At 63.9% G+C, this 13,195-nt stretch carries 13 protein-coding genes; 6 read left to right on the top strand and 7 right to left on the bottom strand.

Annotation, left to right across the window (positions count from 1 at the left end; genetic code table 11):
* Positions 1–31: 31 nt before the first annotated feature.
* From P3T18_RS07250 to P3T18_RS07225, 6 genes are all read right to left on the bottom strand, one after another.
* Positions 32–487 (bottom strand): DUF2844 domain-containing protein, encoded by a 456-nt coding sequence (locus P3T18_RS07250; protein ID WP_429299245.1) that lies wholly within the window; start codon positions 485–487, stop codon positions 32–34.
* A 186-nt stretch (positions 488–673) separates the two neighbouring features.
* Positions 674–1,978, bottom strand: a complete 1,305-nt coding sequence (locus P3T18_RS07245) for a DUF3443 family protein (protein ID WP_429299244.1) — start codon at positions 1,976–1,978, stop codon at positions 674–676.
* 29 nt (positions 1,979–2,007) lie between these two features.
* Positions 2,008–2,508 carry a DUF2844 domain-containing protein gene (locus P3T18_RS07240; RefSeq protein ID WP_429299243.1) on the bottom strand — a complete coding sequence of 167 codons (501 nt, stop codon included), beginning with the start codon at positions 2,506–2,508 and terminating at the stop codon, positions 2,008–2,010.
* 228 nt (positions 2,509–2,736) lie between these two features.
* Positions 2,737–4,365 carry a TolC family outer membrane protein gene (locus P3T18_RS07235; protein ID WP_429299242.1) on the bottom strand — a complete coding sequence of 543 codons (1,629 nt, stop codon included), beginning with the start codon at positions 4,363–4,365 and terminating at the stop codon, positions 2,737–2,739.
* A 13-nt stretch (positions 4,366–4,378) separates the two neighbouring features.
* Positions 4,379–4,702: a rhodanese-like domain-containing protein gene (locus tag P3T18_RS07230; protein WP_429299241.1), complete on the bottom strand. Its 324-nt coding sequence runs from the start codon at positions 4,700–4,702 to the stop codon at positions 4,379–4,381.
* Between the two features lie 60 nt (positions 4,703–4,762).
* Positions 4,763–5,416 (bottom strand): protein-L-isoaspartate O-methyltransferase family protein, encoded by a 654-nt coding sequence (locus P3T18_RS07225; protein WP_429299240.1) that lies wholly within the window; start codon positions 5,414–5,416, stop codon positions 4,763–4,765.
* Between the two features lie 275 nt (positions 5,417–5,691).
* Between P3T18_RS07225 and P3T18_RS07220 the strand changes: the two genes are divergently transcribed.
* From P3T18_RS07220 to P3T18_RS07195, 6 genes are all read left to right on the top strand, one after another.
* Complete coding sequence (locus tag P3T18_RS07220) at positions 5,692–6,744, top strand: LacI family DNA-binding transcriptional regulator (protein ID WP_429299239.1); 1,053 nt, start codon at positions 5,692–5,694, stop codon at positions 6,742–6,744.
* 3 nt (positions 6,745–6,747) lie between these two features.
* Entirely contained in the window at positions 6,748–8,235 is a 1,488-nt protein-coding gene (locus P3T18_RS07215) for a sugar ABC transporter ATP-binding protein (protein ID WP_429299238.1), read from the top strand.
* Positions 8,216–9,229 carry an ABC transporter permease gene (locus P3T18_RS07210; RefSeq protein WP_429299237.1) on the top strand — a complete coding sequence of 338 codons (1,014 nt, stop codon included), beginning with the start codon at positions 8,216–8,218 and terminating at the stop codon, positions 9,227–9,229. The genes P3T18_RS07215 and P3T18_RS07210 overlap by 20 nt, the downstream gene beginning before the upstream one ends.
* Positions 9,230–9,337: 108 nt before the next feature.
* On the top strand, positions 9,338–10,306 hold the full coding sequence (locus tag P3T18_RS07205) for a substrate-binding domain-containing protein (RefSeq protein WP_429299236.1): 969 nt from the start codon (positions 9,338–9,340) through the stop codon (positions 10,304–10,306).
* Between the two features lie 126 nt (positions 10,307–10,432).
* Entirely contained in the window at positions 10,433–11,482 is a 1,050-nt protein-coding gene (locus P3T18_RS07200) for a sugar phosphate isomerase/epimerase family protein (protein ID WP_429299235.1), read from the top strand.
* A gap of 24 nt (positions 11,483–11,506) precedes the next feature.
* Positions 11,507–12,655 carry a Gfo/Idh/MocA family protein gene (locus tag P3T18_RS07195; RefSeq protein ID WP_429299234.1) on the top strand — a complete coding sequence of 383 codons (1,149 nt, stop codon included), beginning with the start codon at positions 11,507–11,509 and terminating at the stop codon, positions 12,653–12,655.
* Here the strand turns inward: P3T18_RS07195 and P3T18_RS07190 are convergent.
* Entirely contained in the window at positions 12,652–12,912 is a 261-nt protein-coding gene (locus P3T18_RS07190) for a hypothetical protein (protein ID WP_429299233.1), read from the bottom strand. The two genes, P3T18_RS07195 and P3T18_RS07190, sit on opposite strands and share 4 nt — an antisense overlap.
* Positions 12,913–13,195: the final 283 nt, after the last annotated feature.

The following is a 13,195-nucleotide window of genomic DNA, read 5'->3' as shown; positions in this document are numbered from 1 at the left end:
TTCGATTTATTCCGGCAAGCGTTGCGCCGCCTCACTGCAGTTCGTCGATATGGACGTTGACGGGGACGAGGCGCGGTACGTAGGCCTTGCCGAAGAAATGACCGGGATGACCGGCGGACTCGACGTGAAATTCGCCGGTGTGCTCGACCATCGGACCGGTGCCGCGTGCGCGAGCCTGACCCGCCGAGACGAAGTTGGGAAGATAGCTGCCGAGCAGCACGCTCATATCGGGGCGCACAGGGCCTTGCCAGGTGACCGCGAACACGACGTTATTGCGCAGCACGTATTCGTGGACCGTGACGCCGTCACTGCCTTGCACCTCGCGCATGGTGTACGGCGTGGACACGGCGGATGTCTGCGCCGGCGGCAGAGCACGCAGCCAGGTTTGCGACGCGGCAGGGCCCGTGCCGGGTGCGCCGCCCAATGCCGCATGGGCGGCGAGCGGCAGCAGCGTTGCGGCGGCCAGCGCGATGTGTGTGAATCTCATCAAATGACTCCAGAATAGATCGGAGCATGTTGCCCGCGGGCCGTTAATGAGAGGATTGGAAATCTCTGAGGTGAACGTAGGAAACAGCGACCTGTATTCCACCGAACTCCACCGAACTGGAAAATCGCAAGTCATGGAAAGCGAGGCGGCGCGGTATGCCGCCTCCGCCTCGTTTGATTGCCGTCATCAGAACGCGGTGAACGGTCCGGTCTGATTGCCGATCTTGACGTTGCCGATCACCGTATAGACATCGCGGCCGTAGAAGAAGGGCAGTCCCCACAGGAACATGGCGTTCTTGCTGTTCGAGTAGTTCTCGCCGAGGCTGTCGTAAGCGGCGAAGTTGTTCGCCAGCAAACTGATGGCATTGGCCACGTTGAACGTCATGCTGATCGGTGAGCCCGTTCCGTTCGTCGATTCCATGCTTGCCATCAGTGAGATGGGATTGCTGGGCGTATAAAACCCATCGGCAGTTGGAATTGAATCGTCAGGAAACGCGTAGGTCGGCGTACCGCTGTCGATGGCGCTCCAGTTGTACACCCGCCCTTTGTACTGCGTGGTGAAGTTGCCGTATTTATCCAGCGTCAGAATTTTTGCGGTGGACGGCAACATGTTGTTCGACTGTGTGCTGACGCCGAAAACCAGTTGCCCCGTGACGCTCGCCTGTCCGCCGGCCGGTACCGCAGGCAGGCGAATGACCGTGCCGTTGTTATCCGAAGCAAACGCGGTAACCGGGTTGCGTACTTCCTTGCTGGCCGTCATGCGTGTAGCGACGCAGTTCGTTTGCGACGTGCAGTAGTAGTACAGGGGCGGCGTGGCGCTCGTGAGCGCGTCGGCCGAGTCGGCGGTGAAATTGTCGATGCCGAGAATGCCGTTGCCGGGCAGCAGGTCGCGGTCGCCGAGATCGGTACCGTTGTGCGCAACGCATTCGGACGGCACCGCGAACGCGCCGTCGGACACCACCTGAATCGGAATATTGCTGGCCGTCTTGGGGCCGATCGTGACGTCGGCACGTTTGATTGACCCCCACGTGAAGCCCGACACGAACGGCAGACATTCTTCGATCGGCGAGGAACCGTCTTTATCGTCGCTGGCGCCGGCCTGAGTGAGCAGCATCGGCGCCAAGGCGGGAATCGCGCGCGCGGAAATGCGCAGGCCGGTCGAGCCCGTGTCGAGAATGACGTGATCGACCGTTGCGCACTGCGCGTCGCTTACCGCGCCCGGCACGCAAAGCTTGATCGTCACGTAGGCCCGGTTGATGCCGCCTGCCGACGTGTCGACGCTGATCGGCACCGTGTTCGCGCCGGGCGCCGCCTGACCGTTGTTCGTCTGGCCGCCGCCCGACGTTCCCGACCCCGGCGGTGTGATCCAATCCGGGGTGGCATTCCAGCCGACCGTATTGCTGCCCTGACTGCTGTTTCCGCCGCCGCAGGCGGACAGCGCGAATGCTGCGCCGGCTATGGCGATCCACAGCGCGTGTTTCAATTGATTCATGGGGGTGTTCCGGTGAATGCTGTCGCGCGTCATTGCAAATCGCCTGGCACGACACCGGCGGGCACGAGTTTGGGAAGGTATGCAGTGCCGAAGAAATGCCCTAAACGGCCGCCCGACTCGACACGGAAGTCCTGGCTTGCGCCGCTCGACGCGCTTGCGTTGCGCGCCTGCTTCTTCTGGGCGTCGACGTAATGGGGAAAGTAGCGGCCGAGCAGGACGGTCATGTCCGGGCGGATCGGCCCGACCCACGTGACGGCAAACACCACGTTTCCGGGCAACACGTATTCGCGGATCGTCACGCCGTTGACGTCGCGCGACTCGGTCACGCTGTAGGGCGCCGAGGTTGCCGATGTACCGCCGGCGGGCGACTGCGGCGCGGCACGCAACATGGACGAAGAAGTGGAAGAGGAACTGGAAAACGAAGAAGCGGAGGCGGCAGGGGCGGCGGCGCTCGGCGCGCTACCCAAAGTTGCGTGCGAGGCGAGCGGCACGAAGCTCGCCGCTATCACGGCAATTGTCAAAAATCTCATGGCACGGCTCCGAAAAACTGATCGGAGCATGTTGCCTTTCAGGTGCTGTGCAAACGGTGCGAAATTTCCGAGCCAGCGTCGAGACCCAGCCTAATGGGGGCGCAAAGCGCGCTGCGTGTTGATCTATCCCATTGCATTCTTAACTTTGTAGTCGTGCGTTAAGACGAGAGCCGTGCGTATTCGCGGCTAATGCAGCGCGCTTAACCCAGCACGCTTATCGCACCACGATCACTGCGGCGTGGCCGGATTGGGCATGCCACGCCGTCCGAGTTTGCCGGCCGCGCCTTTGGCCGCGACGCCGGGATGCGGCACGCTGGGCGCGTGCGGCAAAGCGGTCAGGGAACCGTCGTCGACAGGCGAGAGCAGGGCGCTCAACTGCAGCACGTCTTCGTCCGTGAGACTCGCGGTGGACGCCTTCAGCTTCAGGCTATTGACGAGCGTGTCGTAGCGCGCTTTCGCGAGATCGCGTCGCGCGGAAAACAGCTGGTCCTGCGCGTTGAGCACGTCGATATTGATCCGTACGCCGACCTGGTAGCCGAGCAGGTTGGATTCGAGCGACGTGTTCGCCGAGCGCTCCGCGGTTTGCAGCGCGCGAACCTGAGCGAGACCGCTCACCACGCCGAGAAACGCCTGGCGTGCCGACAGCGCTGCGTTGCGCCGCGCGGTGTCGAGATCGGCGGAAGCCTGATCTTCGAGCGCGAGCGTTTGACGCACGCGGCTTTGCGTGGCGCCGCCCGCGAAGATCGGAATGGTGACCTGCACGCCGATCGTATTGTTGGTGTACGACGAACCGAGGTTGCCGAGTTCGGCGGCCAGTGCCGGCGTGCCGGGCGTGGCGGTATTCGCGCCGCTGCCGAAGCCGCCGCCGAAATTGCCGCCGAAGTTGCCCGCACCTGCCGCACCGAGGCTGCTGCGCGAGCGGCTCGCCACGAGGTCGACGGTGGGCAGATGGCCGGCCTTGGCTTTCGAGGTCTCGCGTTGCGCGTTGTCGAGAGCGATCTGCTTGAGCACGACCTGATAGCTGCCGTCGCTCGCCGCGTCGACCCACTGGTTGATATCGGCGGGCACGGGCGGCGGCAGCGGCGCGCCGGCGGCGAGACCGTCGACGTGTTCGACCGGATGCCCGACGATCTGCTGCAACGCCGCCAGCTTCACGGCCAGATCGTTTTGCGCCGCGATCTCCTGCGAGACCGCCTGGTCGTATTTGGCCTGCGCTTCGTTGGTGTCCGTGACCGTGGTATTGCCCACTTCGAAAGACCGTTTCGCCGACTCGAGCTGCTGCGCGATCGACGCCTTCTGCGACTGCACGATCGCCAGGTTGTCCTGTGCGCCAAGCGCGTCGAAGTAAGCTTGCCCGAGCCGCACGATCAGATCCTGGCGCGCCTGAGCGAACGAAGCCTGCGCGGATTCCACCGCCAGTTTGCCTTGCGCGTAGCCGTACCAGCTGTCGACATGAATCAGCGGTTGCGTGAGCGAGACGACGTAGCCGTTGCTATTACCGTTCGACGCCGGGAAGCCGCCGCCGAAATCGGTGTTCTGGCGATTGGCGCTCAACGAGGCCGATACTTGCGGCAACAGTTTTGCACGCGCTAAAGGCAACTCTTCGCTGTTGGCCGCGAGCGAGGCGCGCGCGCTTTGCAATTGCGCGTCGTTCGAGAGCGCTTCGTCGTAGAGTTGGGAGAGTCCGACCGCGGACGCGGTCAGCGGATTCAGCGCGGCGAGTGTGCCTGCTGCCGCCGCGAACACAGCCGCGAGGCGACGAAGAAACGTGTGATGCGACGAACGGCGCGGCGAGTGAGACAACCCATGACATAGCGCCAGAGCGGCCGAACGGACCGGCACACGCTGGCGTGTCATCGTGACCGTGCGGTCAGTAGGTGGGAACGGTCGGGTCGACCTGACGCGACCACGCGTCGATCCCGCCTTGCAGATTGAAGACGTTGGTGTGGCCGCGCGATTCGAGGAACATCGCGACCTGAGCGCTGCGCGCGCCGTGATGGCACACGCACACGATCTGCGCGTCGTCGTCGAGTTCTTCGCTGCGCGCGGGAATCTCGCGCATCGGGATCGAGATGGCGCCGGCAATCGCGGCCGTCTGGATTTCCCATGGTTCACGCACGTCGAGCAGCACGGGCGCGGGACGCGATTGATCGGCGAGCCATTCGGCGAGCGCGGGAGCGGACAGGTTTTGCATCAGCGGGACATCCAGTTCAAATAATGGCGCGACAGCGGCGAGCGTGAATCGGGAGCTGAATCAGAACTTGAAGCGCGACGGCTGCACCGCGTTCAGCAGCGGTTCGACATACGTCTCGAACACGTCGGCAATGCGGTACTGCTTTTCGTCGATACGCGTGATGATCTGCGCTTTCATGACCGGCGCGGTGCCGACGAAAGCGGCCAGACGTCCGCCCACTTTCAGGTGTTCGAGGATTTCCTGCGGCAGCACCGGCAGACCGCCCGAGACGCAGATCACGTCGTAAGGCGCTGCGCCTGCCCAGCCGCGCGAGGCGTCGCCGGTGGCGACTTCAGCGTTCAGCACGCCGTTGGCGATCAGGTTGTTGCGCGCCAGTTCCGCCAGTTCCGGTTCAATGTCCACGGTCAGCACGTGCTGCGCGCGATGCGCCAGAAGCGCGGCCATGTAGCCCGAGCCGGCGCCGATTTCGAGCACGCTTTCGTGCTTCTTCACCGCCAGTTCCTGCAGCACGCGTGCTTCGACACGCGGCGCCAGCATATGCTGGCCACCCGGCAGCGGCACTTCGAAGTCGACGAAGGCCATATCGCGGTAGGTCGTGGGGACGAAGTTTTCACGCTTGACGATCGAGAGCAGATTCAGCACGTCCTGGTCGAGCACTTCCCAGGGGCGGATCTGCTGTTCGATCATGTTGAAACGCGCTTGCTCGATGTTCATGGTGGATTCGGCAGTGTGGTTTGGCGAGTTTGGCGGCGGGTCTATCGAATATGTGCCGCCGGCTATGCCATCGACCGGCGCCCACGCAGCACGGTTGGAGTCGGCTGAGGGAAGGCGGGCCACGGCAGAGTAACCTCGGGATTGTACCAAATGGCGGTGTCGATCCACGCCGACGCGGGCAGCCGCCCCCGTGTTTATCCCTAGCGATCCGGGCTTGCGATTCGCGCCTTTATCGCGCAAAAATGTAATCGATTACATTTTGCAGGCAGGCCGACTTGTCCCGATCGTTGCCCAAAGCGTTGTCCGGCGCGCCGTCGAAGGCGGCGCGTGCTGTCGAAGGCCTGTCGATCGCCGGGGTGGCGGAGCAGGCGGGCGTTTCCGTGGCAACGGTGTCGCGCGTGCTCAACGGCCACGAGAACGTGCGGCCCGCCACGCGCGACAAGGTGCTGGCCGCCGTCGACGCCAGCGGCTATCGCGTCAACGAACTCGCGCGCAACCTGCGCACCGCCGAAAGCCGTCTGCTGCTAACCATGGTTCCGGATGTCGGCAATCCGTTCTACGCGGAAATCGTGCGCGGCATCGACAGCGTGGCGAGTCAGCACGGCTATTTCATGTTGCTCTGCGACACGGGCGCGGACCCCGGCCGCGAGCGCAGCTATTTCGATCTGCTGCGCCGCCGCCGCGCCGACGGCGCCATCTGTCTCGATCCGGCCACCATCCAGCAGGCGCTCGGCGAAGCCTCCGGTGCGCTGCCGTGGGTGGCGTGCTGCGAATTCGATCCGGCAATGGGCGTGCCGTATGTGGGCATCGACAACTACCGCGCGGCCGGCGACGCCGTGCGCCACCTGCTCGCGCGCGGACATCGCCGCATCGGCCTGATCAACTCGGACGTCGACTACCTGTACGCGCGGCAGCGTCAGCAAGGCTATCTCGACGCCTTGAGCGAAGCGGGCATTACGCCGGACGAACGCTGGCGCATGAATCTGAACAGCCTCGACTACGAAGCCGGTGCCTCTGCTGCTGCCGTGCTCGCGCAGCAAAGCGATGCGCCGAGCGCGATCTTCGCGGTGTCGGACACGCTCGCAATCGGCGTGATCCACGGTTTGCGCAGCGTCGGCAAGCGCGTGCCGGACGATATCGCGGTGGTCGGCTTCGACGACATCTCGCTGGCAAGACAGATCGATCCGCCGCTCACCACCATCGCGCAACCCATGCGCGAACTCGGCGAGAGCGCCGCGCGTCTTTTGCTGGAGCGGCTCGCCAATCCGCTCGCGAACGTGCCGGGCGTGCTGCTGCCGCATCGTCTCGTGATACGCAGGAGCGCCTGAGCCATGAGCCTCGCCGTCCGTTTCGACGATATCCGCAAAGACTTCGGCCCGGTGCGCGTGCTGCATGGCGTGAGTTTCGACATGGCGCCGGGACGCATTTACGGTTTGCTCGGCGAGAACGGTGCGGGCAAATCGACCTTGATGAAAATTCTCGCCGGCTACGAGACGGCAAGTTCCGGCAGCGTGCTGATCGACGGCCGCGAGCAGCAATTCATCGGTTCGCGCGACGCCGAAGCGCAGGGCATCGTGCTGATTCACCAGGAGTTCAATCTCGCCGAGCATCTGACGATCGCGCAGAACATGTATCTCGGCCACGAAAAGAAACGCGGCTGGTTCGTCGACGATGCCGCGATGCGCGCCGACGCCGCCCGCTATCTCGCGCAGGTCGGGCTCGACAAGGCGCCGGGTACCAAAGTGCGCGAGTTGATCGTCGCGGAAAAGCAGATGGTGGAAATTGCCAAGGCGCTGTCGCGTCGGGCGCGTCTTCTCATCATGGACGAACCGACCGCGACGCTCACGCCGTCCGAAACCGAGCGTTTGTTCGCGCTGATGACCCGGCTCAAGGCCGATGGCGTGACCATCGTCTACATCTCGCACAAGCTCGACGAGGTCGAACGCATCACCGACGAAGTGATCGTGATGCGCGACGGCCGTTTCGTCGCGCGCAGCGAAACGGCGGGACTCGCGCGTCAGCAGATGGCCAATCTGATGGTCGGGCGCGATGTGTCCGATATGTTCCCCGAGAAGATCACGGTGTCCGCCGACGCGCCCATTGCGTTGCAGGTGGCCAGCCTCGCGGTGCCCGATTGGGTGGACGACCTGAGTTTCGACGTGCGCGCGGGCGAGGTGCTGGGTTTCGCGGGGCTCGTGGGCGCGGGACGAACCGAAGCGTTCGAGGCGATCATCGGTTTGCGCAAACGCACCGCGGGCCGCATTGACATCGCCGGGCGCCAGGTCGATCTGAAAAGCCCGCGCGAGGCCATGCGCCACGGCCTCACGTATCTGAGCGAAGACCGCAAGGGCAAGGGTCTGCACGTGAACATGAGCTTGCAGGATAACGTCACGCTGATGACGCTCGAACGCTACGCGCATCCGCTGCTCGACCTGAAAGCCGGACGCGCCGCGCTGACTAAAGCCGTGAGCGATTTCGGCATTCGCACGGGCGACCTGTCGAGCCGCGCGCGCATGCTGTCCGGCGGCAACCAGCAGAAGCTCGCGCTCGCCAAATTCCTGCAACCCGACCCGAACGTGATCGTGCTCGACGAACCCACGCGCGGCGTCGATGTCGGCGCAAAACGCGACATCTATTTTCTGATCCATCGTCTCGCCGCGCAGGGCCGCGCGGTGATCGTCATTTCATCCGAACTGATCGAACTGATCGGCTTGTGCCACCGCGTTGCCGTGATGCGCGCGGGACGCCTGCAAGCCACGCTCACGCTCGACCAGTTGACCGAAGAGGAGTTGATCGCTCATGCGACCGGCACCCACTGAAGCCGTCCAATCCGGCCGCGCGCTGCGTTTCGCGCATCGTCTCTATGCGCTCGGACCGCTCGTCGGCCTGATCGCGCTGTGCGTGGTCGGCACCTTGCTCAATCGCGATTTCGCCACCGTCGACAACATGATGAACGTGCTCACGCGCACTTCGTTCATCGGCATCATCGCGGTCGGCATGACCTTCGTGATCATTTCCGGCGGTATCGATCTGTCGGTCGGTTCGATGGCGGCGCTAATCGCGGGCAGCATGATCTGGCTGATGAACGGACTCGCGGCGGGCGTCGGCGGACACACGTTCGCGCCTCTGCTGATTCTCACGCTCGGCATCGTCTTCGCGCTGGTGCTCGGCGCGTTGTTCGGCTGCGCGCACGGCCTGCTGATCACCAAAGGGCGCATCGAGCCTTTCATCGTGACGCTCGGCACGCTCGGCATTTTCCGCGCGGTGCTGACCTGGCTCGCGGACGGCGGCGCGCTCACGCTCGACAACTCGCTGTCCGATCTCTACGGACCGGTCTACTACGCGAGCCTGTTCGGCGTGCCGGTGCCGATCTGGGTGTTTCTCGTGGTGGCCGCCGGCGGCGCACTGATCCTGAATCGCACCGCGTTCGGCCGTCACGTGCAGGCCATCGGCTCGAACGAACAGGTGGCGCGCTACGCCGCGATCCGCGTCGATACCGTGAAGATCGTGACGTATGTGCTGCTGGGCATCTGCGTCGGGGTGGCGACGGTGCTGTACGTGCCGCGTCTCGGCTCGGCCACGCCGACCACCGGGCTTCTCTGGGAACTCGAAGCGATCGCGTCGGTGGTGGTGGGCGGCACGGCGCTCAAGGGCGGCGAAGGTCGCGTGATCGGCACCGTGATCGGCGCGATCCTGCTGTCGGTGATCGCAAACATTCTGAATCTGACCAGCATCATCAGCGTGTATCTGAACGCGGCGGTGCAGGGCGTGGTGATTATCTTCGTCGCGTTCGTGCAGCGCGGACGACGGTAGTGGTGGCAGGCAGGTGCTGAAGTAGGCGGCAAGCAGTCAACAATCATCTGACATGGGACCGGCGCCGTCGCTACGACGCTCAAACCGGTCGACATAGGAGACACAACCATGAAGCAGGTCATTCGAGCGGTCGGCGCCGGCATGCTGGCGTTGGGAATATTGGGCACGGCGGGCGCAGGAGTGGCGCGCGCCGATGAGAAAGTCACGCTGGGCGTCGCGATTCCGACGGCCGATCACGGCTTCACGGGCGGCATCGTCTGGTGGGCGAACAAGGCAAAAAGCGATCTGGAGAAAGCGCATCCCGATCTGAAAGTGATCGTGAAAACCGCGGCGGGCGCGCCCGAACAGGCCAACCAGTTGCAGGATCTGGTGACGGTGAACAAGATCAACGCGCTCGTGATCTTCCCGTTCGAATCGGCTTCGCTCACGCAGCCGGTCGCGCAGGTGAAGAAGAAAGGCGTGTACGTGACCGTGGTGGATCGCGGCCTGACCGATACCAGCGCGCAGGACGCGTACGTGGCGGGCGACAACACCGCATTCGGCAAACTGCCGGCCGAATACATCGCGAAGGAGTTGGGCGGCAAGGGCAACATCGTGGCGCTGCGCGGCATTCCGACCACGCTCGACAACGAGCGTTACACGGCCTTCTCGAACGTGATCAAGAACTATCCGGAGATGAAGATTCTGGACGCCAAGTACGCGAACTGGAATCGTGACGACGCCTTCAAGGTCATGCAGGATTACCTCACGCGCTTCAAGCATATCGACGCCGTGTGGGCTGCCGACGACGACATGGCCGTGGGCGTCATCAAGGCGATCGATCAGGCAAAGCGCACCGACATCAAGATCGTGTTCGGCGGCGCCGGTTCCAAGGGCATGGTGAAGAACGTGATGGACGGCGCGCCGATGATCAAGGCCGACGTCTCGTACTCGCCGAAATTCATCTACGACGCCATCAAGCTCACCGCCGAGGCGCGTCTGAAGGGCGACAAGCTGCCTGCCACGACGATCATTCCGTCGGTGCTGATCACGAAGGAAAACGCGCAGCAGTTCTATTTCCCGGACTCGCCGTTCTGATTGCGTTCCGATCACATTCCGGTTGCGTTCCGGCCGGACAGATGGGCAGACGCGGCGCGCTCGCGGCAAAGCTTTTCGCCGGATGAGCAACTACGCGGACGTGCCGCCGCCCGAAGGAGCCGTACGATGAAAACCATTCAGGGGCCGGCCATCTTTCTCGCCCAGTTCATGGGCGACGAGGTGCCGTTCGACGATCTCGCGCATCTGGCCGGCTGGGCCGCGAGTCTGGGATTCAAGGGCATTCAGGTGCCGTGCGATGCGCGGCTGATCGACCTCGAACAGGCCGCAACGAGCGACGCGTATTGCGACGATCTGCGCCAGATTGTCGACGACGCGGGCGTGACGATCACCGAACTCTCGACTCATCTGCAAGGCCAACTGGTGGCCGTGCATCCGGCTTACGACGCACTGTTCGACGGCTTCGCCGCGCCGCAGGTGCGCGGCAATCCGGCGGCGCGCACCGAATGGGCGATTGCGCAGGTGAAGCTCGCGGCGAAGGCATCGCAGCGTCTCGGCCTGATTGCGCACGTGACGTTTTCCGGCGCGCTGGCGTGGCCGTATCTGTACCCGTGGCCGCAGCGCCCGGCTGGTCTCGTCGAGGCCGCGTTCGACGAACTCGCGCGCCGCTGGACTCCGATTCTCGATGCCTTCGACGAAGCCGGCGTGGACGTGTGCTACGAGTTGCATCCCGGCGAAGACCTGCACGACGGCGTGACGTTCGAACGTTTTCTCGACGCCGTGAAGCAGCACCCGCGCGCCAACATTCTGTATGACCCGAGCCACTTCGTGCTCCAGCAACTCGATTACCTCGCCTTCATCGACATCTATCACGAACGCATCAAGGCGTTCCATGTGAAAGACGCCGAGTTCCGGCCGAACGGCAGGCAGGGCGTGTATGGCGGCTACAGCGGTTGGGTCGAACGTGCCGGGCGTTTCCGTTCGCTCGGCGATGGACAGATCGATTTCGGCGCGATCTTCTCGAAGATGGCGCAATACGATTTTCCCGGCTGGGCCGTGCTCGAATGGGAATGCGCGCTCAAGCATCCGCAGGACGGTGCGCGTGAAGGCGCGGATTTCATTCGCCGCCACATCATTCGTGTCGCCGACCACGCTTTCGACGACTTCGCCGGCAGCGGCGTGGACGCCGCGCAATTGAAGCGCGTGCTCGGCCTGTAGGTTGCTCGCCATAAGGAGAAAGCGATGCCGCAACGAAGACTCAGGCTAGGCATGGTAGGCGGTGGGCAGGGCGCGTTCATCGGCGCGGTGCATCGGCTCGCGGCGCGCATCGACGATCGCTTCGAACTGGTGGCGGGCGCGTTGTCTTCCGATGCGCAACGCGCCCAGGCGAGCGCTATCGAGGCCGGTATTGCGCGCAGCTACGCCGACTGGCGCGAGATGGCGCGTGCCGAAGCCGCGCGTGACGATGGCATCGACGCCGTCGCGATCGTCACGCCGAATCATCTGCATGCGCCGGTGGCAACCGCTTTTCTCGATGCTGGCATCCACGTGATATGCGACAAACCGCTGGCGGTTTCGCTGGCGGAAGGCGAAGCCCTCGCCGGGCTCGCGCGCGCAAAGAACCGGCTATTCGCGCTGACGCACACGTACTCCGGCTATCCGCTCGTGCGTCATGCAAGAGAACTGGTCGAAGCGGGAAAGCTCGGCGAGATTCACGTGGTGCAGGTCGAATATGCGCAGGACTGGCTCGCCGAACCGGTGGAGTCGAGCGGCACGAACAAGCAGGCGGGTTGGCGCACCGATCCCGCGCTGGCCGGCCCTGCGGGTTGCCTCGGCGATATCGGCACGCATGCCTATCATCTCGCCGCCTTCGTGACGGGCATGACGCCGGCGTCGCTGTCGGCGGAATTGCATACGTTCGTGGCGGGACGTCGCATCGACGATCACGTGCAGGCCATGCTGCGTTATGCCAATGGCGCACGCGGGATGCTGTGGGCCAGCCAGGTGGCGAGCGGCGCGGAAAACGCGCTGCGTTTGCGGGTGTATGGAACGAAAGGCGGCTTGAGTTTCGACCAGGAGAACCCGAACGAATTGTGGTTCACGCCGCTCGGCGGCGAGGCCGAACGGCTGACGCGTGGCCGCGTGAAAAGCGCCGTTGCCGCGCACGCGACACGTGTACCGCCTGGGCATCCCGAGGGTTATCTCGAAGCGTTCGCGCAGCTTTACAGCGACGCGGCATTGCAGATCGAGGCGCTGGATGCCGGCCGCGCATTGCCTGCCGAAAGCCTGCTGTTGACCACGGTGGACGACGGCGTAGCCGGTCTGCGTTTCATCGAAGCCGTGCTGGCGAGCAGCGCGGCGAATGGCGAGTGGCGCGACGTCGGCGCCTAGCTGCCCTTGCTCTTCCGGATCTGCTCTTCGAACGCGATATCGAGCTTGCTGGCCTTGCGCGGTTTTGGCGGGCCGTAGCCGTCGACGAACTTGACGAAGTCGTCGAGCGCGAGCGGATCGGAGACTTTTTTGTCGGAACCGCCCGATTTGTCGACGAGATAGAACAGGCCGCCGGACAGGCTGATCGCGGCGAATTGCGGATTGCCGCTGCGGGTTTTCAACCGTTCGACGGCGTGGATGGCTCGGGTGGTGCGCATGGTGGGGGACTGCAGCGGATCGGAGGTAGGCACTTTACCAGCAAAAGGCCGCGCAGCCGTTCGGTGCGCGACGAGTAGCCGTGTCCGAACCGATCTCTTTGTACGATTTTAGAGCCGTGTACGATTTTATGGTACGTTAATAAAAAACCGTACACGAGTGACCCATGCCGCGCCCAGCCAGTTCGTTTCATGAATCGCAGATTCTCGAAGACGCGTGCGGCGCTTTCGGGCGTTCAACGCGTATCTATGAAGCGAAACCCGTCCGGGAACGGGCGCCTGGCGC

The sequence above is a fragment of the Paraburkholderia sp. GAS199 genome (assembly GCF_050436585.1).
In the GTDB taxonomy this organism is placed as follows: Bacteria; Pseudomonadota; Gammaproteobacteria; order Burkholderiales; family Burkholderiaceae; genus Paraburkholderia.
Note: the sequence above shows the minus strand (reverse complement) of the source record. Positions and strands in the feature narration are given on the sequence as shown.